Below are 22763 nucleotides of genomic sequence, written 5' to 3'. Positions count from 1 at the left end.
AGGATAGACGAAATGACCCATGTTGAACGCACAACCCAGGAGGTGACCGATGCACACTCTTACCAGCGGCTGGCTATTACCACTTGTGTATACGATTGGCTGGCTGCTGATCGTCGCCCAACCCCGCCAGCACTGGGCCATCGCCCGCGCGGCGGGTCTGGGTGGCCTGCTGGTAGCCTTGCTCTCCGTCATTGCTGCCACCGCCGGTGCGCACTTTTCCACCCTCGATGCTGACACTCTGGGGCTTCTCGGAGCCATGCTGGTGTCGTTGCTGGGGTGGGTGATCATCCAGTTTTCGTCCCGATATCTGACTGGCGATGCACGCCAAAGCCGCTTTATCGGTGCCATGCTGTTCACCCTGGCCTCGGTCGGGGTGTTGCTACTGAGCCGCCATCTTCTGGTGATTGTGCTCGCCTGGTCCGGTACCAGTGTAGGCCTGCACTACCTGCTCACCCATTACCCGGAGCGCAAGGCAGCGCAAATTGTTGCCCACAAGAAATTCCTGATCAGCCGCTGCGCGGAACTCTGTTTGGCCATCGCCCTGTTTCTGGTTTACCAGGCGACCGGCACCCTCTCGCTTGATGCACTGGCCAGTTACCTTGGCACCCGGGAGTCGTTGCCCACTGGTCTGCACGTGGCCGCTGTTCTGATCGCCCTGGCCGCCATTCTCAAAACTGCCCAGTTGCCGCTACACGGCTGGCTGATTCAGGTCATGGAAGCGCCCACTCCGGTTTCGGCGCTGTTGCATGCCGGTGTGGTCAACATTGGCGGCTTTGTTCTGATCCGCCTGGCCGAGCTGATCTCCCTGGCACCGGCTGCACAAATTGTGCTGGTCATTGCCGGCAGCACCACGGCGGTACTGGCCAGTCTGGTAATGATGACGCGTATCAGCATCAAGGTCCGGCTGGCCTGGTCTACCTGCGCGCAGATGGGTTTCATGTTGCTGGAAATCGGTCTCGGTCTCTACGAGCTCGCCCTGCTTCACCTCGTTGCTCACTCGCTGTACAAAGCCCATGCCTTCCTGAGTGCCGGCAATACCGTGGAAGAAGCCCGTCACCGTGATTTCACCGGTGCCCGGATGGTTCCGGCCTCACCCTACTGGTACCTGACCGCCGCGCTGGTCACTGGCGCGTTGATCGCGGCGTCGGCTTGGGTCTGGCATCTGTTTCAACCCACACTGACCCTGCCGCTGGTGACGATCCTAATCCTGGCGTTCGGGTTGGCCCCGTTGCTCTGGTTTGAGCAGGGCCGCAGCGCGGCTCTGCTGGTACGCGGCCTTGGCCAGGTCGTCGCGTTGACGCAGCTGTACTTGCTCTGGCACTGGCTGTTCGGGACTGTGGTACTGCCGGCTGAAACCGTCTCCGTTGCGCTCACCGTCTGGGTTTCGCTGTGTTTCCTTGGCCTCTACATCGCCCAGTTCTGGCTGCGGCGCAATCCACAGGGTCGCTTGTCGACCCGGCTTTACCCCTGGGCCTATAACGGTTTTTACCTGGATGAAACCTTTACCCGGGTCACCTTTCGGGTATGGCCAGCGACGCTGAGCCCCTCTCAGGCGCAAACACGGGTCAATCGATTCTCGTCACAACCTGGAGAACTGTTATGAGTCTGTCAGCCACTGCAGCATTGATTGATGATGAGACACTGGACGCGGCCATCGATGCCGCCGTCGAGCGCATAGCACCCACCTGGCCACTGGACCGGATGATCGCGGTAAACCCCTACTGGGGCTATGTGAACCAGCACTTTACAGAGGTGGCAGCCTCGCTGGCACAGAGCGCGGGTTCGCCCATGGCGATGTCGGCTTCCTGGTATCGCGCCGCCCGGGCTTCAGGTGAGATCACACCTCAGGCCCTTGAGCAGGCCCGGCAGGAGGCATCGTCAACGCTGACCACTGAACAGTTGATCCGGGTACTCGACGAAGACGATTCGATCATGCCCGCCGCCCCGCTGCTGTCTGACAGCCTCGACGGTCAGCGGGATCTTCAGCACGAACCGGCCTGGTGCGACACCATCACCCACCAGATCGCCCAGTTCTGTGCGGCCTACTTTGACACTGACCAGGCGGACTGGCGGCCCGATCAATCCCAGCCGTTGTATGCCAGCTGGCGCTCTGTCCTTAAGCACGATCACAGCGTCGCATTGCTGATGAAAGCGTCTGCAATCCCCGCCAAGGCAGCTCGGCTGGCGGACGACCCGCGCGAGCAAATCCGCCTGGCACTGGCTCAGCTGGAGCTACCGGCGAGCGAGGTACCCGCCTACCTTCAGGCCGTGCTGATGCGCATCAGCGGCTGGGCCGCCTGGTGTGCCTACTTGCGCTGGCAGGCACGGCTGGCCGGCAGCGATGACATGACCCTGGTCGATCTGCTCGCCATTCGACTGAGCTGGGAATGCCTGATCGATGATGGTAAACGCCATAGCGGATCTGTCTGGTCACTGTGGCAATCGCAATGGCGGTCGCAGTTTCAAAGCACCAGCGAGCGGCCTGATCAACCGCTGCTTGTCTGGCAGCGGGCACAGGAAATCAGTTACCAGCAAAGCCTGATCTCCCGGCTGGCTGCATCAGCCGACGCACCCGACACTCCGCTTGCGGATGTTCAGGCAGCCTTCTGCATTGATGTGCGTTCCGAAGTGTTTCGGCGGCACCTCGAAGCCCAGTCACCTCGCGTTCAGACGCTGGGGTTTGCGGGCTTTTTCGGGTTGCCCATTCAGTATCAGCCGCTGGGCACTGAGACCCGCCGCCCGCAGCTACCCGGGTTGCTCAGCCCGGCGCTCACCGTCACTGACAGCAGTGGTGATACGGCGCGTGACAAGACCATCAGCCAACAGCGCCAATCCAACCTGCAGGGTGTAAAAGGTTGGCGCACTTTCCAGTCTTTGCCGCTGTCGGCCTTCGTACTGGTCGAATCGCTTGGGCTCGGGTATCTGGCCAAACTGGTCAAACGGACACTGCCGGGCACCGATGCCCTGGCCTCCGATAACAGCACCGGACTGAGCCAGCAGGCGGCCTCGGCTCTCGGCCCCATTCTGGATGCCCAGGCAGCCGGAGGCGTTGAACAACAAGCGACACTGGCGCATCAGATTCTGACCGCCATGGGGCTCACCGGCCACCTGGCTCGCCTGGTTCTTCTGGCAGGCCACGGCAGCCAGACCCGAAACAACCCGCACCGCGCCGGGCTCGATTGTGGCGCCTGCTGTGGCCAGCGCGGCGACGTTAACGCACGCGCGCTGGCCGGTTTGCTCAACGACCCTGAGGTACGTTTGCGGGTCCGCGATCTGGGCATCGATATTCCGGACAGCACCTGGTTTTTAGCGGGACTGCACAACACCACGACCGACGAAGTCGAGCTGTTTGGCCTGCAAAACCTGCCAGCCAGCCACGCTGACGACCTGGCATCGCTGCAAGCGCTATTGCAGGGTGCCGAGGCTGGAGCCTCACGGGAACGCGCAGCGAGCATCGGGTTAGCCGCCTTTCTAGATCGCCCCAAATCACTCGCCAAAGCCCTGCGTGAACGCGCCAACGACTGGGCTCAAACTCGCCCGGAATGGGGGCTCGCCAACAACGCGGCCTTCATTGCCGCACCCAGAGCCCGAACCCGGGAGCTCGACCTCGGTGGCCGATGCTTCCTTCACGATTATGACCAGCGCAAAGACCCTGAAGGGGCCTTGCTGGAACAGATCATGACCGCGCCCATGGTGGTCGCCAACTGGATCAACCTGCAATACTTCGGCTCGACCGTCGACAACCACCGTTTCGGTAGCGGCAACAAAACCCTGCACAACGTGGTGGGTGGGCGACTGGGTGTGTTCGAGGGTAACGGCGGAGACCTGAGGATCGGACTGCCGCTGCAATCGGTGCACAACGGTGAACAATGGCAGCACACGCCACTGCGACTGACGGTTGTCATCGAGGCATCGCGAGAGGCAATCGACGCCGTTATTCGCAAACACGACACCGTGCGCCAACTGGTCCACAACCAGTGGCTGTATCTGGTACGCCTGGAAGACCAGCAAGTGGAACACTACCGGCAGGGCCACTGGCAGGCGTCATAAAAGGCAGAATAGGCCCAGAACAACCGCCGCCGGAAGACCAAAACCAACCCGATCTGGAGAGAGCCATGAACAACGAGCCCACCCCCACCAACTTCCTGTTAATCGACGGCGTCTTCTCAACAGACGACGCCCGAAACGTACTGATGACACTGATCAACAACAAGATTCAGTTCCATGAACAAGACAGCTGGAGCCGAAAGGAACGCTTCGGAGACAGCCACGCAGCCGGCTCCCGGCGAGTTGACCAACTCTTGCAAACCCGGACCGACCTGGCCACATTAATCGACCATGCACAGTCCCGGGGCGAGCGACTGTCGATAAGCTGCACCATCGAGGTCACTCGCGTACCGGAATAGAAGGTCTGTACGGTATTCACAGACGCGTCCTCCTTCCACTGATAACGGGGTGAATGCGCGCACCCCACTGGCATTTTTCTCCCCTATCGGGGGCCGGACACGCGCCAGGCATCTGTCGCAAATATTCGTTCCCATGTCGTGCCCGAGCAGTCGTGCCGGTGTGAACCGCCTTACTATCCCGCTGGTTACTTTCAAGTACGCTTGCCTGTTTCGTCAGGTCTGGTGTCATAACCCGGGAATCGCAGCCATGTTCAGCAAAAATAAAACATTGTCCAACTACGACGAAACCCTCTGGGCGGCCATGCAGGACGAAGCCACGCGCCAGGAAGACCACCTGGAGTTGATCGCCTCCGAAAACTACACCAGCCCGCTGGTGATGGAGGCCCAGGGTTCCTGCCTGACCAACAAGTACGCCGAAGGTTACCCGGGCAAGCGCTACTACGGTGGCTGCGAACACGTCGACCGGGTTGAACAACTGGCGATCGATCGCGCCAATGCCCTGTTCGGCGCCGACTACGCCAACGTGCAACCACACTCGGGTTCCCAGGCCAACGCAGCGGTATACATGGCATTGCTGAACCCGGGCGATACCGTTCTGGGTATGAGCCTGGCCCATGGCGGCCACCTGACGCATGGCGCCCACGTCAGTTTCTCCGGCAAGATTTACCACGCCGTACAATATGGCCTGAACGAGACGACGGGCGAGATCGACTACGACCAGGTTGAAGCCCTGGCCAAGGAGCACAAACCCGGCATGATTGTCGCGGGTTTCTCAGCGTATTCACGCGTTGTTGACTGGGCACGCTTTCGGGAAATTGCCGATGCCGTCGGCGCCTACTTAATGGTCGACATGGCTCATGTGGCCGGTCTGGTTGCGGCAGGCGTTTACCCGAACCCGGTACCGCACGCGCACGTCGTTACCACCACGACTCACAAAACCTTGCGCGGACCGCGCGGTGGTTTGATCCTGTGCAAGGGCCAGCCAGACCTGGAAAAGACATTCAATTCGGCCGTATTCCCGGCCAGCCAGGGTGGCCCGTTAATGCACGTCATCGCTGCCAAAGCCGTTGCATTCAAGGAAGCGGCCGAGCCGGAATTCCAGAGCTACCAGCAACAGGTGGTGCACAACGCCCGCGCCATGGCCGATGTCTTTATTGAACGCGGTTACGACGTCGTTTCCGGTGGTACCGATAACCACCTGTTTCTGCTTAGCCTGGTCAAACAGGGGCTAACCGGTAAAGAAGCCGATGCGGCACTTGGCGAAGCGAACATCACCGTCAACAAGAATGCAGTACCGAACGATCCGCAATCGCCTTTTGTTACCTCCGGACTGCGCATTGGTTCACCGGTTATTACCACACGCGGTTTGAAAGAGCCCGAATGCCGAGCGCTGGCCGGCTGGATTGTCGACATTCTGGATGCGCTGCAAAAAGGCGACGCCAGTGCTGTAATAACTGAAACCAGAAAACAGGTTACCCAGTTGTGCCGGGATTTCCCGGCGTACGGGTGAAGGGAAAGCTGTGAGCTTCGAGCTGAGAGCTGTTAGCTAGGAACTCGCAGCTCGCAGCTCACTACTGATAACTGTCTTTAAAGAGCATTGCCTGTGGCCATTAGTCTGTTTGATATGTTGAAAATTGGCATTGGCCCGTCCAGTTCGCACACGGTCGGGCCGATGCAAGCGGCCCACCTGTTTGTTGAAGGGCTGTGCAAAGCCGGGCACCTCACTGAGGTTACTCGCATCGATATTCAAATGTACGGGTCACTCGGTGCGACGGGTAGAGGCCACGGCACCGGACCTGCTGTCATGCTCGGGCTTGAAGGCCACCGACCGGATTCCATAGACCCCGCCATGCTCAACCCCCGGCTCGACGACATTCGCACCCAGGGTGAACTGTGCTTGCACGGTGAACACGCCATTGCCTTTGCCGAAGCGACCGACCTGACCTATCACCGCAAGGAATCGTTGCCCTACCATCCCAATGGCATGATGTTTACCGCCTTCGGTGCCGATGGCGAAGTGATTCGTCAGCGCACCTATTATTCAGTGGGTGGTGGCTTCGTGGTTGATGAGGAAGCCGCCGGGGCAGACCGTATTGTGGAAGACACAACCCCCTTGCCCTACCCGTTCAAAAGCGGTGTCGATTTGCTGAATCAGTGCAGGGCCAGCGGGCTGAGCATCGCCGGTGTGATGATGGCCAATGAACAATCCTGGCGCAGTGAAACCGAGATTCGCGAAGGCATTCTGCACATCTGGCAGGTGATGCAGGAGTGTGTACAGAACGGTATAAAAAACGAAGGTATTTTACCCGGCGGACTCAAAGTGCGGCGGCGGGCAGCAAAACTCTACGCGTCGTTAATGGACATAAACCGCCAGGATATGATCTCACCATCACTAAGCGCCATGGACTGGGTAAACCTCTATGCGCTGGCCGTGAATGAAGAGAATGCCAACGGCGGTCGAATGGTGACTGCGCCAACCAATGGTGCCGCCGGTATTATTCCGGCCGTGCTCCATTACTACTGGAACTGGTGCCCCAATGCCAGTGAGGAAGGCGTTGTTGATTTCCTGTTAACTGCGGCTGCCATTGGCATCCTGTTCAAGGAAAACGCGTCCATTTCCGGTGCAGAAGTGGGGTGCCAGGGTGAAGTCGGTTCGGCCTGCGCCATGGCTGCTGCAGGCTTGGCAGCCGTAACCGGTGGCACGCCGGAGCAAGTTGAAAACGCCGCGGAAATTGGCATGGAACACCACCTCGGCCTTACCTGCGACCCCATCGGGGGCCTGGTTCAGGTACCCTGCATTGAACGCAATGCCGTTGGCGCCATTAAAGCCATCAACGCCGCCGTGATGGCATTGCGTGGCGACGGTGAACACTTTGTCTCGCTCGACAAGGTCATTCGCACCATGCGCGACACCGGGCGAGACATGCTCGATAAATACAAGGAAACCTCGCGCGGTGGGTTGGCGGTGAATGTGATCGAATGCTAGGGAGCCTCTGACCATTTTCTCCAGAGAGATGTGTGCAGAGACTCCTTACAGGTCTATTGTTAACCGCAATGCATCATATATGGCTGCATGGATATTGCGTGATTCAACCGCATCGCCAATGCGGAACAATTGAAAACGCCCGTCTTCGTTACGCACCACAGTTTGCGGTTTGCCCACAATCAAATCTTCATAGTTCACTTCGCCGCCGTTGCTGGCGTGCGGTTTAAGATCGAAGTAAATGTCTGCCATGGGAGTAATGCCGTAATTAACGACAACCTGATCGACGTGACGTTCGTGGTCCAGATCGAGGTAGTCGCTGGTGATTCTGGCAAGCAGGTTATTCCCATTGCGCTCTACCGATTTCAACCGATAGGTCGGTGTAAACGTCACGTTAGGGCGCTGCAGCGCTCTCATGTAGGGCACCAGATTCATTGCCATAATCTCGGCCGAAAAGGTTCGATCCGGTGTCATGATCTCGAGTTCGGCACCGGTTCTGGCAATGATTTCCGCCGCCTGAAGTGCCGGGTGGTCGCCCGCATCGTCGAACAGCAGAACGCGATGTCCGGGCTTGATGTGACCCGATAAAATATCCCAACTGTTGACGACCAGGTCGTGCCCCACCCCGGGCTTATCTTCAATCGGGTATCCGCCGGTGGCAACAATCACGACATCCGGGTTTTCCTGACGTACGTCGTCTGCCTCGGCCCAGCAGTTGTACCGGATCTCGACGCCCAGTTTTTCACATTGCGCCAACCGCCAGTCGATGATGGCGATCATCTCGCGCCGGCGTTCACTTTGTGCGCTTAACCTCACCTGGCCACCGGCCTGGCTCATGGCTTCCAAGACCACCACGTCATGCCCGCGTTCGGCGGCAACCCGGGCCGCTTCCAATCCGCCCGGCCCGGCACCGATGACCAGAATGCGACGCCTCTGCCCGGCCCTGGGAATATCGTGCGGCATGGTGGTTTCACGCCCGGTGGCGGCGTTGTGAATGCAATAAGCCGCGCCGCCCTGGTAGATGCGGTCGAGGCAGTAATTGGCACCGACGCAGGGTCGTATTTCTTCCTCGCGCCCTTCCATGATTTTTCTCACAATGTGCGGGTCGGCCATGTGCGCGCGGGTCATGCCGATCATATCGACCTTGCCGGATTCGATGGCGAAGCGTGCGGTACCCACGTCCTGAATCTTGGCGCCGTGGAAGGTGGGAAAGTCGACCTGGCGTTTTATCTCGCCGGCAAAATCCAGATGCGGGGCGCTGGGCATGCCCTGAACGGGTATCACGTCGGTCAGGCCCGGGTCGGTATCAATGTGACCGCGCACCACGTTGAGAAAATCGACCATGCCACTGTCTTTCAGACGCCGCGAGATATCCAGCCCCTCATCGGCGTTCAAACCACCAGGCAGTTGTTCGTCGCCGGTATACCGCACGCCCACAATAAACTCGGGTCCGACCCGCTCGCGAATGGCCCGCAGTACATCAAACGTGAACCGTAACCGGTTATCCAGGCTGCCGCCGTAAGGCGCTTCCAGGGTATTCGTCAGTGGCGACCAGAACTGATCCATCAAATGCCCATAAGCCTGCAGTTCAATGCCATCGAGCCCGGCGGCGTGCATACGCTCTGCGGCGTCGGCGTAGTCACGAATCAGACGGTCAATGTCCCAGTCCTCGGCTTGTTTGGGAAAGGCGCGGTGTGACGCTTCGCGATGGTGGGAGGCGGATACGGCCGGCAGCCAGTCGGCTTTGTCCCACCGGGTGCGTCTGCCGAGGTGGGTCAGCTGAATCATTACCGCGGTGCCATGTTCGTGGCAGGCGTCAGTCAGTTCGCGCAGCCAGGGCACGACTTCATCTTTGTAGGCCAGAATGTTGTTGAACACCGGCGGGCTGTCTTTCGCCACGGCGGCCGACCCGGCGGTCATGGTCAGGCCGATACCCGCTTTGGCGCGCTCAACATGGTAAGCCCGGTACAGCTCGGTAGGCATGCCGTCTACCGGGTAAGCCGGTTCATGCGCGGTCATCATAAGACGGTTTTTGATCGTCAGATGCTTGAGCTGGAAGGGTTGCAACAACGGGTCTTGAGCCATGGTCCGTCTCCTGTCGAATACCGGCTGGTTAAACACGCTATCGCTCATGTACACTTGTGTCAATTAAAATGACATTGGTGTACATTCAAGTAACGCCAGACGACTGAATCGTTCATTTTCATCAGAGGGCACCATGACAACCGATACCGACAAAGGCCGCGCAGAAGACTGGCTCGATGCCGCCTACCGCCTGCTGATCCAATCCGGGGTGGATGCGGTGAAAATACTGCCGCTGGCCAAAGCGCTGAACACATCCCGCACCAGCTTCTACTGGTTTTTCAAAGACCGGGAAGCCCTGCTCGACCGCCTGATCGACCGGTGGAAGGCTCACAACACCGAGGGCCTCATTCAGCAGACCGAACGCTATGCCGGCACCGTGGTTGAAGCCACGCTCAATGTGTTCGATTGCTGGCTGGATGAGCAGCTGTTTGACTCGGAATTTGAATACGCCGTGCGAAACTGGGCCATGCAGAACGCCCAGGTGGCCAAAGAAGTCGCCACCGCCGACGAACGCCGGCTGCAAGCGCTAACCAATATGTTACTGCGCTTCAACTACCCACCCCATGAAGCCGGCGTCCGCGCACGCACTATTTATCTAACGCAAATCGGCTATATTTCAATGCACACTCACGAGACCAAAGCCGTGCGCATCGGTCGCTTTGCCGACTACATCCTGATTTTCACCGGCCACCCCTGCGAACGGTCTGACCTTGAACGTTTCGTCTCGCGTCACGCACCCAACCTGCAAGACTGGTTGCAGGCTTACGATCAACGGAGAGCGGCGGAATATCCAGATAGCCTCTGAATAACTCCCCCTGTTTCGCCAGGCTTACAATGGCGGACCGTTTTTTTTTGACAATAATGAACCGGTTCATGGAAAACCTGCATGAACCTACCAGTATGTATTTCCCAACTTGGTCTAGGGAGGCTCTGAATTGTTCAGGGCCTCCCTTGCAGTACAAGGCGGAACGACTGTCTGTATTGATGGAGTTATAGGCAAAAGACAACAATAACCAACCAAGGGAAAAACCATGAAATCAATCCAACCTGTAACCCTGCTGGCGGGAGCAATAGCCACGGGCGCTTTACTCATCGGCAATGCCGCATTAGCAAACCCCTTCCATGGCAATTCGAATAATGCACCGCCACCGGCCCTGTCGTACTTTCTGGATGCCTACTGGAGCGGAGCCTACATGCACAAGAATGAGTGCCGGGTGATCCGCTGGGCAACACCCATGCACATGCCGCGCTGCATGCAGGCCGAGAACATCGTGCCGTATCTGGAGACGTTCCAACGCCTGTCCGACGAAAACAATGGCAACCGGGCCTCAGGCCTGCCTGGCTACGATGCCTCAGTCGCCTTCGTGGCTGAATCGCTCGAAGATATGGGTTACAACGTCACCCTCGATGCCTTCGACTTCACCGCGTTCTACGAGCTGGGAGACGGGCAGCTGAACTCCCTGGCTCCAACGCCGACCAGTTATGTCTGGAACGAAGACTTCACCTACCTCTCCCAGACAGAACCCGGCAACGTATCCGGCACGGTTCAGGCGGTAGACCTCGATCTCGGTGATGGCAATGCCTCAACCAGCGGCTGTGAAATCGAAGACTTCGACTCGTTTCAGTCGGGCAATATCGCCCTGGTGCAGCGCGGTGCCTGCAGCTTCCAGCAAAAAGCTGAAAACGCCGCCACTGCCGGAGCCGTTGGCATCATTATCTTTAACCAGGGCAATGCCGATGATCGCACAGGCCTGATCAGCGCCACCCTGGGTGAAGAATACAGCGGCGGCATACCGGTCTTCTTCGCCACCTACGACAACGGCGTTACCTGGGCTGAAACCGATGGCCTGGTCTTGTCGATGCTGGCTGATGTATTGCGCGAGACCCGGTCGGTCGACAACGTCATTGCCGAGAGCCGCTGGGGTAACCCGGACAACGTTGTGATGCTCGGCGCTCACCTCGACTCCGTTGCCGAAGGCGCGGGCATTAACGACAACGCATCAGGCAGCGCCGCTCTGCTGGAAATGGCCAACCTGATGAAGAAAGCCCGTACCCGCAATAAAGTCCGCTTTGCCTGGTGGGGTGCCGAGGAGGCCGGCCTGGTTGGCTCGACTCGTTACGTTCAAACCCTGGGTGAAACCGAGCTTGAGCGAATCAAGGCCTACCTGAACTTTGACATGATCGCCTCGCCGAACTTCATTTACGGCATTTACGATGGCGACGGCTCCGGGTTCGGGCTTGAAGGTCCGGCAGGGTCTGCGGCCATTGAGGGCGTGTTCCAGAAGTACTTCGAGTTACGTGGTGAATCCTATGTCGACAGCGAAATCAGCTTCCGCTCCGATTACGCCGAATTCTTCGTAGAAGACATTCCCTTCGGCGGGCTCTTTACCGGTGCTGAGGTTATTAAAACCGAAGAGGAAGCGTTGATTTTTGGCGGTCAAGCCGGTGTGGCCTTCGACGAGTGCTACCATTCGGCCTGCGACACCATTGATAACGTCGATCTGCGCGCGCTGGAAGTCAATGCCGATGCCATAGCCTTTGTCACCTCGGTTTTTGCGCACTCTACATACCTGATTGACGAGCAAATAGACGCCGTTGATACCGAGCCCTCGATTCAGTCGTTCATGAGCAATATCGCTCAGTACAACATTACCCACTGGGGCAAATATTGGATTAAGTAAACAATAACCCGGTACCACAGAAAGAGCAGGGCTTTGCCCTGCTCTTTTTTATATGAATACCTTAAATGGCTACCTAAAGCCGTTGTTTGTGAATGAACGCCTCTTCAAAGTATCACCTCATTAACGCCTGACGACTTCCCTGGCCTGTTTTGATTTTGGATGACTTCTGGCCTCTTGTCGGGTTAACGGATCAAGAGCAGCATGATGCAACCAGCTACAATGGAGCAGGCCAATGGACCAAGGGAATGCGAAAAAGCCTAACCCTGGTTTTACAAATCAGACGCGGTCAGATGCTATCTCGGTTGCAGTGCCCTCCCTGGCGCGCGCCAACGGACTCCTCATGTGGGTTTGCGGCCTCTTTTTGTCGGTTGGCCTTACTGCATGCTCGTCAGTAAACACCATTCACCCGCCCATAATGGCAGACGAGCCGTTGCCTATCGGCACACCAGAGTCGGTAGGGCTGGACGCAGCCCGTCTGGACAATGTATCAAACCAACTAGCGGCCATGCAGAGCCATCAGCTTCACAGCATGCTGGTTTTACGGAGTGGCCGCCTTGTGTTCGAGGAATACTACAATGGCTACAGCAGGGATAACCCTCATGATCTGCGCTCTGCGACAAAAAGTATCACCTCGCTATTGACGGGAGCCGCATTGGATCAAGGCGTTATAGCCAGTGTGGAAAGCCCCATCATGGACTTTCTTGCAAAGAGCTACCCCAATGTCGACAACAAGGATGATATCCAAACCCGCCACTTACTTACGATGAGCTCCGGCCTTGATTGCGACGACTTTAATTGGCGCTCGAAGGGCCAGGAAGACCGCCTCTACCGCACTCAGGACTGGGTCGCATCCTTTCTCGCCTTACCGCCCGTTCACGCCCCGGGCGAAGTCGCCCGTTACTGCACCGCCGGTGTCATTGCCCTGGGGGAGGTCATCGCCCAGGCTTCGGGTAGGGATTTTTCCGACTTTGCCGATGACGCCCTGTTCGGCCCTATGGGTATTAACAACTATCGCTGGGCGAGGTTCGATAACGACGAAAAAGTCGACACCGGCGGGCACCTGTTGCTCACACCCCAGGGCATGGCTAAGCTGGGGCTACTGGTGCTGCAAGAGGGCCAATGGGAAGGTCGCCAGCTGATATCTCGTGACTGGATTCAAGAGTCAATCCAGCCCCAAACTCAGGTGCGAGAAACACCCTATGGGTACCTCTGGTGGATAGATACGCTGTCTTACGGTGAAAAGAGGGTTAAAGTGATCTGGGCCAGCGGAAACGGGGGCCAGCTTATATTCATCGTGCCCGAGTACGACCTGGTCGCCGTCTTTACTGCGGGGTTTTACAATTCGGATAAAACGGCCGTTCTGTTCGATATTTTCTACCGAAGTATTTTACCCTCTGTGATTGAGCTGCAGAGCCACCTTCGGGAAATGAGCAGTAGAGAGGGATGAATAATGGCAAGCCAGCCTACACTGCCGGGTTCAATAATAAAGCTTATGGAGAACACCTCATGGCCAACAAAACCCAACCTACCTCAACCTCAATAGCGGAATTTATAGAGTCGCTCGACGACGAACGCCGACAAATCGAATGCAACCAACTGGTTGAATTGATGCGAGAGGAATCCGGCCAGGAACCGGTGCTTTGGGGACCGGCCATAATCGGCTTCGGCCAGTATCACTATCGCTATGAAAGTGGTCGGGAGGGTGATTTCATGCGGGTTGGATTTTCGCCCAGAAAACAGAATCTGTCGATTTACATCATCCCCGGCTTCAAGCCCTACCAAGCTGTGCTGGAGCGCCTTGGCAAACACAAGCTGGGTAAGTCTTGCTTATACATCAAGCGGCTGGAAGATGTGGATATATCAGCGCTTAGGGAACTGGTGCGACAGTCACTGGCTGATATGAACGAACGGTACCCTGAGAAGGGGTGAGAAGTCAGTGGACCAACCCAGTGACCCACACTATTAGGGGCCACATCAGCGCGCACCCTACACCTCAGTAAGCCACCGTCACTACTATGTCATCGGTATAGTGCCCGGGGTAGGCTCTGGGCTGAGCGGGCACCCTGCCGTACACCCCGTGCTCGGTGTTTACCCCTTCGCCAGTCAGCATCCGGGTATCGCCGGTGCCGTCCCCGAAAATAAACAGGTGTTCCTGATCGATGTAGAGGTTATAGGCCAGCGTCAGCTCCCCAACACTCATCAGGCGCTGGTTATAAGTGCCTTTGCCCGGCGTAACGCTCAGGGTGTAAGCCATGCTTTCGGGGCATTCCACGGTGAGGCTGCCGACACTGTCCGTTGGCTGATCCGCCAGCGGTTCGATAGGGCCAAACGCCAGCGGTGTTGCGCTGACCGTGCAGGCCGCCGCACTGGTCACCAGGCTGCCCAGCACCACCGGGCCCAGGTAGGTCAGAACGGTTTTTGCGGTTATAAGGGTTCGCATTGTACGGCTCCCAGGTCTGCGGGGTAGGCTTCCACCCCGCTCAGTTCCAGTTCAAACTCACACACTTGCTGATCGCCCAGCCGGGCCTGACCCACCCAATAAGAACGCAAGCCAACGTCGGTATAGAGCAAACCTTCGTGGCCCACCGTTAGCGCTTCGGGCTGCCCTTCAAAGCGCACGGTGGTGCCGGCTGGCAGGGGGTTCTGGTCCTGGCCGATGAGGTACGCGGTGATACTGCGGTCCAGAACAACATCAAACGGTGCCGTTAATACCTGGCGGTTTCCCGGCACCAGCTGCACCGAGGGTTCCGCCAAACTGGCCGCAAGTGGCAGGTCTTCAGTTGCCAGGCGCAGCCGGTTGTGGGTGTAGGGCTTCAACCCCGACACCAGCAAGCGGCCGCTGTTATCCGTTTCCCCAACCAGGCGGTTGTTGCGGTAAACCCGCACATCGGGGACGCCGGCATCGACGAGGGCATAGCTGCCCGCCGGGTTACGGCTGAGGAAGGCACCGGCTTCATTGATAACCAGGGCGCCGCTTAATTCCGCGGCACCACTGAGCTCACCGTTGCGTCGTTCAGCATTCAAGCGCAACGTTGCCAGCCTGCCATCCAGCTTCAGTTCGGCATCCTGCACACTCACCTCACCCTGTTCGCCGGTATGCACCCGGTACCCATAGCCGCCATCGCCGGGCGACCGGTACTGGTAACTGACACCGCGATTCTCCAGTTCCTCACCCGACATGGCGGCCGTCATCGAGCGGCCCTTGCCCAGCGTCAGCGTAAAGCTGAGGTTGTATTGTCGCCGTGGCAGCGGTTCGATCACATCCAATGCCGACAACCGCACAGTACCACGGCCCGCCCAGCTCAGCCCCAGGGTGGCGTTATTGGCCAGGTAGTCGGCCCGGGTCTCGTATTCCCGCTCCAGCCGACCTACCGACAACGACACGCCCCGGCGCACCGACCAGCCCAGTGTCAGTTGTTTTTCGACATCCGGTAGCCGGTTGGGCACCGTACTGCCGAACTGAATGAATGCATCGTCGGTACGCTGCTCCCGGTACCGGAGCGACACCTTGCTCGCCCGGCGGGTAACACCCCATTGCCAGGTGGCACCGGTATCCTGAGTGTCTTCGTTGAAGCTCAGCGCGCCGCCAACATCGAGCATGCCGAGCGGGCCCAAGCCCCAATAGCTGGTGCCTGCGCCAACGCGCCCGGTTTCGAACAATTCAGCCCGCGCGCCGAAGGTCACCCGGTTGGTCAACCCGTAACGACCGGCCACCAGAGCAAAAGGGAATTCGTCGTACTGGATTTGCCCGTCGATGACACCCGTCCGACGATGCCCGTATGAAAGTGACCATTCACCAAGCCCCCGGGCAAGTAAAGAGGCATCTGAATAAAAAGCAAAGCGCTGGATAATGGGCATGCCACTGCTGTCTTCAATGCGACTGAGAATATCACTGACGCCACTGGCAGCTGGCAAATCGTAAAGTTCAAACTGACCGGGTGGCAGTTGCTCCTGAGTGACCAGGTTCTGATTGATCCAGACTTCCAGCATGGCCGGCGTCAACACGGCACCCCGCAACGAAGGCCGTGGCCGCGTTACCCAGGAAGGCGCCAGCTTGGTATTGGTGCCTACTTGCACTCCGCCATACGCAACGGTTTGCCCGAGTACCGAGTTGGAGGTAAAGGTGTCCCCCAGCGTTACAGACAGCAATGAGCGCGGGCGATCCAGCACGCATCGGCTGCCCTGACGGGTAAAACGTTCAGTGTTGGAACGGTACTGATGCTGGGTTTCGCAATAGGCCGTGCCCAGGCTCACGGCTGCATCAAATACACCTGTGCGCCAACGCTCATCGTCTTCATCGATGCCTTCGGTTAACTGGTAATCGAGCAAGAACGAATAACCGCGCTGCGGCACCAGAGGGTCGGCTCGCTTGCGTTCAATCCGGTAAGGTTTAAAGCGGCTCGTGGGCATCCACAAAGTGAGTTTGGGCTGAGACACATCCAGCCAGTAAAACCCCTCGGTCAGTTCATTCAATGAATAAAGGCCCGCGGCATTGGGTACAATAGCTGCGGGAGAAATACCCAGAGCTTCCAGGGTATGCGCCGGCAAATAATACTGCCCCGCTTCCCGCACCAGGGAGTGGGGCTCGCTGACTTCCTGACTGTTCAGCGACATGGGCAGCAGCCACTCGCTTGTGGTTTCGTCATCGACAACGCGCAGTTCCTCTGTCTGCAGGCTCACATAGCCTTCGCGTTCATTCACGCGAGCGACGGTTTCAGGCAGCGCATCAACCGGAACGTAACGTCGCCCTTCCTGTTCGAAAACTGGCAGCGAGCCGACATTGGGCATCGCCCAACCAAATGCAGTCAGGTCAGAGATCGGCAGAACCCAGGTGCCATCCTCCTGCTGCAACTGAATTCTGAGATTGCGCGGTCGGTCATCGCCTTCGTCCATAGGCGGCAACAGGTCTGCCCTCGCCACTGCCAAAAAGAGCATTCCCAGCAGCAGTATTGCGCGTAAGCTGATGTGCCCCATCATCATCGGGCTATTCAGTGTTGTTCAAGGGTTGAAACTGAACCTGGCCACCCGACACAACCTGCAACGAAAGCCCGCCCTGCACGTCGACATCAGTCAGGCCCAAGGGCCAGGCTTGCGAAGCACCGGGCAAAACGTAGAGTACGCCCTCCACAATGGGCAGGCGTCGACCGCCCTCGGTCTCCACCACCAGCCGCGTTAACTGGCCGAACCGGGTCCCTGCGTTCAGTACTTGTAATTGCCAGCCTTCAGCCTCTTGCTGCACACTCCATTGAAGATCGGTTTGCGGCTCCCGGGCCTGAAAGAACAACGGCGTATCCAGCCTGATGAGCGTTCTAACACCCGAGTGCAGAGTTTGAGCCGTTTCCGGTACCTGGCTAAAGTACACCCGGAAGGCTTGCTCTTCATCGGCACGATCACTCATTAACGCCACCCGCACCCACTCATCCTGACCGGGTTCAAGCGATATCAACGGCGGGTTGGTTTGAATGCTGTCGGTATCCGAGGTAACCCGCTCTCCGTTGTCCTGTTGCCACAACTGGGCACTCACCTGAACCGTTACGGCTGCCTCTCCGGTATTGCGTACCTGGTACAGGGCCGTCGTTTCCCCTCTGGGAATTTCCTGCAAAATTGGCGTCACCTGCAACCCCGCCCCCAGGCAAAACGACGCCAGGCTCCAACCGCTTAACACGAGCAACGCGAACCAACGCATCAGTACACCAGCGTAATGGTTAGCGTATCGGAGAGAAAACGCGAGCCATTCGGGGCTTCGGCCAGTTCACCATAGAGCGTTAACGCCTGGCGTTTGCCATCACTGACCAGCATCGGCAATCCGTTTTCCCAGTCGGTTTCCGCCGGTGCGCTCTCCGCTTTCTGATGCTGAAGCCGATACCCGAGAACCGACTGTGCCTCTTCACCGGCAAGCTGGCGCACTCCGGTTTCCGGGTGAGCGTTCTGGCCCTGATCGAGCATCATCCCGACATAGGTACCGCGCGTGCAATGCACACTGAGTAACGCTGATGTATTGAGGCGTTCGACGCCCGCTTCATCGAGAGCGGGAAAACGCAGATCATCCGCCTGAACCCGACAGCCGGACTGAACCTGAGCGCCCACCTGAAAGGTGGTAGTGCTGGTCGTTTCCGCCTGCACCGGCAACAAAAACAAAGCGGGGAAGAGTGTGAAATAACATCGCATTCGGGGGCTCCAGAACGAACCGCGCCGGTTAGACAGTACTGCAGGGTTACGACGTCATGCGGCGACACTCACGCATCTGAAACCCGTACCGATCACTCGGCGGCGGGTGGCTGTTAGGTTCCTGATCGAACGCCAGTGTAACCCCCGTACCAGATCACTTCCTGATACCCTGATCACACTCGATGTAAACATTGCGCAAGCGGTGTGTAAGTCTGTGCTTTCTTAAGACGTAACTTTAATGCCCAAACACCGACCAACCGGTTTCCTGCACCAGCATTTCCAGAGCACGAGTTCCCAGCAAGCTGTTACCGATCTTATCCAGCCCGGGCGACCAGACGGCGATGGAGGCCCTGGCCGGTGCAACGGCCAGAATGCCGCCACCCACACCACTCTTCCCCGGCAAACCGACTCGAAATGCAAACTCGCCCGAGCCATCGTAATGCCCGCACATCATCATCAGTGAATTGATTCGCCGGGCGCGCTGAGCCGACACGACTCGGGTGCCGGTAACCTGGTTCACACCATCCGACACCAGAAACAAACCCGCCTGTGCTAACTGCACACAGTTCATTGCAACCGCGCACTGGTGAAAGTAAGTACCGATGACTTTATCCACATCGTGGTGCAATCGCCCAAAGGCTTTCATAAAATGCGCGAGCGAAGCATTACGATGCTTATGCTCAAGCTCCGACGCCGCCACCTCGTGATCGAAATATAAACGTTCGTCGTTTGCCAGAAAACGCACGAAGCTTAACAACTCAGCCAGCACTTCCTTGGGCTCGTGCCCCATCATGATGGCATCGACCACCGCTATGGCCCCGGCGTTTATGAACGGGTTACGGGGTTTCCCCGACTCGTGTTCCAGCTGAACAATGGAATTGAACGGGTCCCCCGAGGGCTCTCGCCCTACGTATTGCCACAAACTGTCGCCCTGCTTGCCCAGCGCAAGCGTCAGCGCAAACACTTTGGAAATACTTTGAATGGAAAAGGGTTCGTGAGCATCCCCGGCGGTAAATAACTGGCCGTCGGGCGTTGCCACCGCAATACCAAATTGCTGTGGATCGACATGGGCAAGCTGGGGAATGTAATTCGCGACCTGGCCGCGCTCGGTGGCCAGCTTCATTTTGCCGGCAATGTCGTTCAGGAGATCTTGCATTGGGGTCTCGGCTTGCGCTGTTATTGTTTTAGGCGCGCAGTGTAACGCCATTGCAGCAAACCCGTCGACCGGCCAGGTTCTGACTGCAATGGCTTAGCGGATACGATGCCGATTGGGACGGGTTTATCGACACGACCCGACTTATTCCCGAAGGTAGATTTGCCCTTGCTGATAAAGTGTACGGCAGTCATTGGCATCGTGAAAACGGTGTGCCGTGGCAGCCGCTGATGAGGTACCGGGACCGGCGAATCTTGGGTCATCACACTCACCATCATCGGCCCAATTGCTGGTATTATCGCCCCACTCGATGCCAGTACCTGTGCTATTGGACGTGTTTTGACTCCATGGCAAAGCCAATTCCGTTACACTCAGCTGGGAATCTTGCAAACCGCCCGACTCGTAGGTGCCAATCCATATGTTGTAATTGCCGGAGGGCGGGTTGGTCCAGCGAATGGCTGGGTTTGTGCCACCCGCGCTGGAGTAATCATCATTGCAATGCCAATTACCGGCGGCATCATAAACGACGAGGGTTACATCGGCTGACGACTCAACGTAGATCGTCAGGGAAGTAGACCCCGCGTCGTAGTTCAGGTCCATGTCCGGGGCATTGCTGATAAAGCCACGGCAGTTATCCCCGACAGTGCGAGCAGACTCTGCTCCCCCGGCTCTGACTGACGTAGTGTAAGGGTCCGGACGAAAGCCAGCGTTCAATTCAATGGTGCCGTAGTTCGGCTTGGCACGCCAATCCACCGCCTGCGTTGTGCCCGCAATACTCAAACCAACCGCAGCCACCACGACCGCCATTCGAACACTCATTTTCATAAGTAAGTTCCTTTTACCATTATCTTTACACGAATCCAATATAAACAAGGCATGGCAGCATTGCACTTAAAAATGGCAATTAAATGAGCCCAAAAGTACTTACGCCACTCCCCACCACTTTCCGAACAGCATCGGGTTTAGCAGCGCGGTTTACTGCAGCAACAATATGACACTGGTTACCACCAGCACCATGCCCCACCCCTGATAGCGGTGAATCCGCTCGTGGAATACCCACCGGGTGATTGCCAGCGTCATCAGGAATTCGACCTGCCCCAGTGTTTTAACCAGGGCCGGGTTATGCAATGCCATGGCCGTAAACCAACCAATAGAACCCAGAGCACTGGTGATGCCGATAAACAACGCCAACCGGCGATACTGCCACAATCGCTGCCAGGGTTTCGTTTCGGTGGTGCTCACCCAAACCGCACAAATGACCGTTTGCAACATCACCATACTGCTCAGTGTTAACGCTGCGGCCAACAACGTATCGACCTTCAGCGACAAAGCCGCCGTGCGCAAACTGAGCGAGGCAACAGCGAACAGCGCCCCAGCCGCCAACCCGTACAACAACGCCGGGCTACGCCAGGCATGTTTGTTACTGAACAGGGTTTTGGGGTTACCCATGACCAGCACACCCAAAAAACCGACAACCAATGCGAACCAGCCAAGCATGGCCAGCGGCAAACCGAACAGCCACCAGCCGATCAGTGCGGTTTGTAAGGCTTCGGTTTTGGCGAGGGTCGTACCGACAGCAAAGTTGTTAAATCGAAAGGCTGTTACCAGACACCAGGTTGCCCCTATCTGAGCCACCGACGCCAGGCCCGCCCAAAACAGAAAACTCCCCGACCACTGAGGCGAGGCATTGGGCTGCCAATACCACAGCGCCGCCGTATACAACAACGCAACGGGTAAGCCGAACAGATATCGGCTCAGCGTCGTACTCATCGCGGTTAAATGAAGAGAAAGCTGCTTTTGCCCGGCGGTTCGTACCGCCTGCATAAACGCCGCCAACAGGGTAAAGCCAATCCAACTCATGGTTCGCACTCCTTTCGAACCGCCAAGTTAGAGGAAAGGCATGCATTCCACCAGTGAATGATTGCTATGCGATCTATTCCAAACGGGAATTAGAAAGACTCATCAGCCAAGCAGCGAACGCAAGTCCAGACTGCCGGTCTCCAGCGGGAAGGTTGAGTTGTAGTTCTCTACATTGGCCCAGTAGCGCAGCAGTTGCTGCAAATGGGCTGGCCGGATGATGCGTGATTGTTCGGCGGCTTGCGGATCGGCGTTCAGGCTCAGGTCGGCATTGAGGCTGAGCGCTTCAACGTCGTCGCTGGTACCACCCACTGTGTGCTCGGCAAAGCCGCCGTCGCGCATCAAAATGGCACTGCCCAGAGGCCAGTGGTCTTTGCCATCGCCGTCGTTATACCAGGGTGTACGGCTGAAATCGGACGCGACGACGACGCGCAGGCGGCTCACCAGGTTGGTGCCAAAGCTTTGATCCATCGCTGCTGCCTCCTGCCACAAATAGATCAATCCGTCGCTGAGCTGGCTAAGAGCGATCTGCTGCGCGGCATCGTGGTTGGCGTGGGTATCGAACCCCCACTGCACCAGATCAGCCGACACCGTTAACCCGGCGGCGGCCGACACCAGTGCCAACTGGATCTGGCGCAGAATGGGGTGCCAGCGGCCATCGGCGTCGGTGGCCGGTGCCAGGGTCTCGGGCAGAAAATCGTTCAACGCCGCCAACTGGTCTCGCCCGGCCCGGCTCGATTCCATAAAGCGCGCGGCATCGCTCAGCCGTTGCGTGAGCTGGTGCTGGCCCATCAACCGGTCGAGCCGCGATTGTCGTGCCGCGGCGATCAGGTCGAGACTGTCAGCCCGGTGATAGTGGCTGTCGATTCCGTTGGGCTCGTTCGGGTTGATCAGGTTGTTCAGGGTGCTTGGGTCCTGCATCAGCGTGAACTGAGTCAGACCTGCGGTCTCCCGGTAACCGCCATTGCTGAGAAAGGCCAGTGGTAAGCCTGCACCATGTTGGGCGGCGGCCAGCGCTGTCTGGGCCGGGTAACCATCGGCAAACCGGCCGCTGAAGGTATGGCGCACCCCGGCATTGTGGGCGTTGGTCTGGGTATCGAGGCCATTGATGACCATCATTTTCGAGCCCAGGGTATGAAACAACCGCTCGTTGTCAGCAAAAGGCGCGTAACGCAGGCCATTGGCGGTGCTGGCAATGCTTTGGCCGGCCTCGGCCCAGTGGTTGATCCACACGTGTTCACCGCTGGCCGGGTTCAGCCGCTGGCCGTTTTTAGGGTCGCACAGGCTGGTCACATCCCAGCCGCCCTCGGCAAACACCGTGATGTAAATCGGGCCGTCGTAACGCATCGCCTCCGCCCGGGCAAAAGGGGCCAGAGCGGGGGCAAGCCCGGCGGCAAACAGCGCTTTGAGCAGGTCGCGGCGGTCCATGA

General features: G+C 57.9%; 18 protein-coding genes. 9 read left to right on the top strand and 9 right to left on the bottom strand.

Features of this window, described 5'->3' with window-relative positions:
* Positions 1 to 49 precede the first annotated feature (49 nt).
* The 5 genes from ACHUE7_RS01610 (at position 50) to ACHUE7_RS01590 (ending at position 7392) form a co-directional block, all read left to right on the top strand.
* A complete protein-coding gene (locus tag ACHUE7_RS01610; RefSeq protein WP_394168417.1) occupies positions 50 to 1603 on the top strand; it encodes an NADH-quinone oxidoreductase subunit L in 1554 nt (517 codons plus the stop codon).
* Positions 1600 to 4050, top strand: coding sequence for a YbcC family protein (locus tag ACHUE7_RS01605; protein WP_394168416.1), 2451 nt, complete (start codon positions 1600 to 1602; stop codon positions 4048 to 4050). The genes ACHUE7_RS01610 and ACHUE7_RS01605 overlap by 4 nt, the downstream gene beginning before the upstream one ends.
* A gap of 65 nt (positions 4051 to 4115) precedes the next feature.
* On the top strand, positions 4116 to 4406 hold the full coding sequence (locus ACHUE7_RS01600; protein WP_394168415.1) for a hypothetical protein: 291 nt from the start codon (positions 4116 to 4118) through the stop codon (positions 4404 to 4406).
* 247 nt (positions 4407 to 4653) lie between these two features.
* Positions 4654 to 5916, top strand: coding sequence for a serine hydroxymethyltransferase (gene glyA, locus ACHUE7_RS01595; protein ID WP_394168414.1), 1263 nt, complete (start codon positions 4654 to 4656; stop codon positions 5914 to 5916).
* Between the two features lie 93 nt (positions 5917 to 6009).
* Entirely contained in the window at positions 6010 to 7392 is a 1383-nt protein-coding gene (locus ACHUE7_RS01590) for an L-serine ammonia-lyase (RefSeq protein ID WP_394168413.1), read from the top strand.
* A gap of 45 nt (positions 7393 to 7437) precedes the next feature.
* On the opposite strand, the gene ACHUE7_RS01585 is transcribed toward ACHUE7_RS01590, so the two are convergent.
* Positions 7438 to 9474: an oxidoreductase gene (locus ACHUE7_RS01585; protein ID WP_394168412.1), complete on the bottom strand. Its 2037-nt coding sequence runs from the start codon at positions 9472 to 9474 to the stop codon at positions 7438 to 7440.
* Positions 9475 to 9607: 133 nt separating this feature from the next.
* On the opposite strand from ACHUE7_RS01585, the gene ACHUE7_RS01580 reads away from it, so the two are divergent.
* The 4 genes from ACHUE7_RS01580 (at position 9608) to ACHUE7_RS01565 (ending at position 14084) form a co-directional block, all read left to right on the top strand.
* Positions 9608 to 10279 (top strand): TetR/AcrR family transcriptional regulator, encoded by a 672-nt coding sequence (locus ACHUE7_RS01580; protein ID WP_394168411.1) that lies wholly within the window; start codon positions 9608 to 9610, stop codon positions 10277 to 10279.
* 226 nt (positions 10280 to 10505) lie between these two features.
* Positions 10506 to 12155, top strand: coding sequence for a M28 family metallopeptidase (locus ACHUE7_RS01575; RefSeq protein WP_394168410.1), 1650 nt, complete (start codon positions 10506 to 10508; stop codon positions 12153 to 12155).
* 232 nt (positions 12156 to 12387) lie between these two features.
* Positions 12388 to 13602, top strand: coding sequence for a serine hydrolase domain-containing protein (locus tag ACHUE7_RS01570; protein WP_394168409.1), 1215 nt, complete (start codon positions 12388 to 12390; stop codon positions 13600 to 13602).
* 59 nt (positions 13603 to 13661) lie between these two features.
* A complete protein-coding gene (locus ACHUE7_RS01565) occupies positions 13662 to 14084 on the top strand; it encodes a DUF1801 domain-containing protein (RefSeq protein ID WP_394168408.1) in 423 nt (140 codons plus the stop codon).
* 64 nt (positions 14085 to 14148) lie between these two features.
* Here the strand turns inward: ACHUE7_RS01565 and ACHUE7_RS01560 are convergent, their stop codons facing one another.
* From ACHUE7_RS01560 to ACHUE7_RS01525, 8 genes are all read right to left on the bottom strand, one after another.
* Positions 14149 to 14595 carry a Csu type fimbrial protein gene (locus ACHUE7_RS01560; protein WP_394168407.1) on the bottom strand — a complete coding sequence of 149 codons (447 nt, stop codon included), beginning with the start codon at positions 14593 to 14595 and terminating at the stop codon, positions 14149 to 14151.
* Positions 14580 to 17075, bottom strand: coding sequence for a fimbria/pilus outer membrane usher protein (locus ACHUE7_RS01555; protein ID WP_394169141.1), 2496 nt, complete (start codon positions 17073 to 17075; stop codon positions 14580 to 14582). The genes ACHUE7_RS01560 and ACHUE7_RS01555 overlap by 16 nt, the downstream gene beginning before the upstream one ends.
* Positions 17076 to 17139: 64 nt before the next feature.
* Entirely contained in the window at positions 17140 to 17841 is a 702-nt protein-coding gene (locus tag ACHUE7_RS01550; RefSeq protein ID WP_394168406.1) for a fimbrial biogenesis chaperone, read from the bottom strand.
* Entirely contained in the window at positions 17841 to 18323 is a 483-nt protein-coding gene (locus ACHUE7_RS01545) for a spore coat protein U domain-containing protein (protein WP_394168405.1), read from the bottom strand. Before ACHUE7_RS01545 ends, ACHUE7_RS01550 begins: the two co-directional genes overlap by 1 nt.
* Before the next feature lie 235 nt (positions 18324 to 18558).
* Positions 18559 to 19479: a glutaminase gene (locus tag ACHUE7_RS01540; protein WP_394168404.1), complete on the bottom strand. Its 921-nt coding sequence runs from the start codon at positions 19477 to 19479 to the stop codon at positions 18559 to 18561.
* A 141-nt stretch (positions 19480 to 19620) separates the two neighbouring features.
* Positions 19621 to 20301, bottom strand: coding sequence for a hypothetical protein (locus tag ACHUE7_RS01535; protein ID WP_394168403.1), 681 nt, complete (start codon positions 20299 to 20301; stop codon positions 19621 to 19623).
* Between the two features lie 150 nt (positions 20302 to 20451).
* Positions 20452 to 21336: a DMT family transporter gene (locus tag ACHUE7_RS01530; RefSeq protein ID WP_394168402.1), complete on the bottom strand. Its 885-nt coding sequence runs from the start codon at positions 21334 to 21336 to the stop codon at positions 20452 to 20454.
* Between the two features lie 102 nt (positions 21337 to 21438).
* On the bottom strand, positions 21439 to 22761 hold the full coding sequence (locus ACHUE7_RS01525) for a DUF1501 domain-containing protein (RefSeq protein WP_394168401.1): 1323 nt from the start codon (positions 22759 to 22761) through the stop codon (positions 21439 to 21441).
* Positions 22762 to 22763 lie beyond the last annotated feature (2 nt).

The sequence above is a fragment of the Saccharospirillum alexandrii genome, assembly GCF_043641555.1.
GTDB lineage: Bacteria > Pseudomonadota > Gammaproteobacteria > Pseudomonadales > Natronospirillaceae > Saccharospirillum > Saccharospirillum alexandrii_A.
Note: the sequence above shows the minus strand (reverse complement) of the source record. Positions and strands in the feature narration are given on the sequence as shown.

Bases quoted from the DNA above. Each gene is read 5' to 3' on its own strand.
- ACHUE7_RS01570 (WP_394168409.1), top strand. From the start codon at position 12,388: ATGGACCAAGGGAATGCGAAAAAGCCTAACCCTGGTTTTACAAATCAG.
- ACHUE7_RS01535 (WP_394168403.1), bottom strand. From the start codon at position 20,301: ATGAAAATGAGTGTTCGAATGGCGGTCGTGGTGGCTGCGGTTGGTTTG.
- ACHUE7_RS01565 (WP_394168408.1), top strand. From the start codon at position 13,662: ATGGCCAACAAAACCCAACCTACCTCAACCTCAATAGCGGAATTTATA.
- ACHUE7_RS01605 (WP_394168416.1), top strand. From the start codon at position 1,600: ATGAGTCTGTCAGCCACTGCAGCATTGATTGATGATGAGACACTGGAC.
- ACHUE7_RS01530 (WP_394168402.1), bottom strand. From the start codon at position 21,336: ATGAGTTGGATTGGCTTTACCCTGTTGGCGGCGTTTATGCAGGCGGTA.
- ACHUE7_RS01580 (WP_394168411.1), top strand. From the start codon at position 9,608: ATGACAACCGATACCGACAAAGGCCGCGCAGAAGACTGGCTCGATGCC.
- ACHUE7_RS01610 (WP_394168417.1), top strand. From the start codon at position 50: ATGCACACTCTTACCAGCGGCTGGCTATTACCACTTGTGTATACGATT.
- ACHUE7_RS01575 (WP_394168410.1), top strand. From the start codon at position 10,506: ATGAAATCAATCCAACCTGTAACCCTGCTGGCGGGAGCAATAGCCACG.
- ACHUE7_RS01525 (WP_394168401.1), bottom strand. From the start codon at position 22,761: ATGGACCGCCGCGACCTGCTCAAAGCGCTGTTTGCCGCCGGGCTTGCC.
- glyA (WP_394168414.1), top strand. From the start codon at position 4,654: ATGTTCAGCAAAAATAAAACATTGTCCAACTACGACGAAACCCTCTGG.
- ACHUE7_RS01545 (WP_394168405.1), bottom strand. From the start codon at position 18,323: ATGCGATGTTATTTCACACTCTTCCCCGCTTTGTTTTTGTTGCCGGTG.
- ACHUE7_RS01600 (WP_394168415.1), top strand. From the start codon at position 4,116: ATGAACAACGAGCCCACCCCCACCAACTTCCTGTTAATCGACGGCGTC.
- ACHUE7_RS01550 (WP_394168406.1), bottom strand. From the start codon at position 17,841: ATGCGTTGGTTCGCGTTGCTCGTGTTAAGCGGTTGGAGCCTGGCGTCG.
- ACHUE7_RS01585 (WP_394168412.1), bottom strand. From the start codon at position 9,474: ATGGCTCAAGACCCGTTGTTGCAACCCTTCCAGCTCAAGCATCTGACG.
- ACHUE7_RS01560 (WP_394168407.1), bottom strand. From the start codon at position 14,595: ATGCGAACCCTTATAACCGCAAAAACCGTTCTGACCTACCTGGGCCCG.
- ACHUE7_RS01540 (WP_394168404.1), bottom strand. From the start codon at position 19,479: ATGCAAGATCTCCTGAACGACATTGCCGGCAAAATGAAGCTGGCCACC.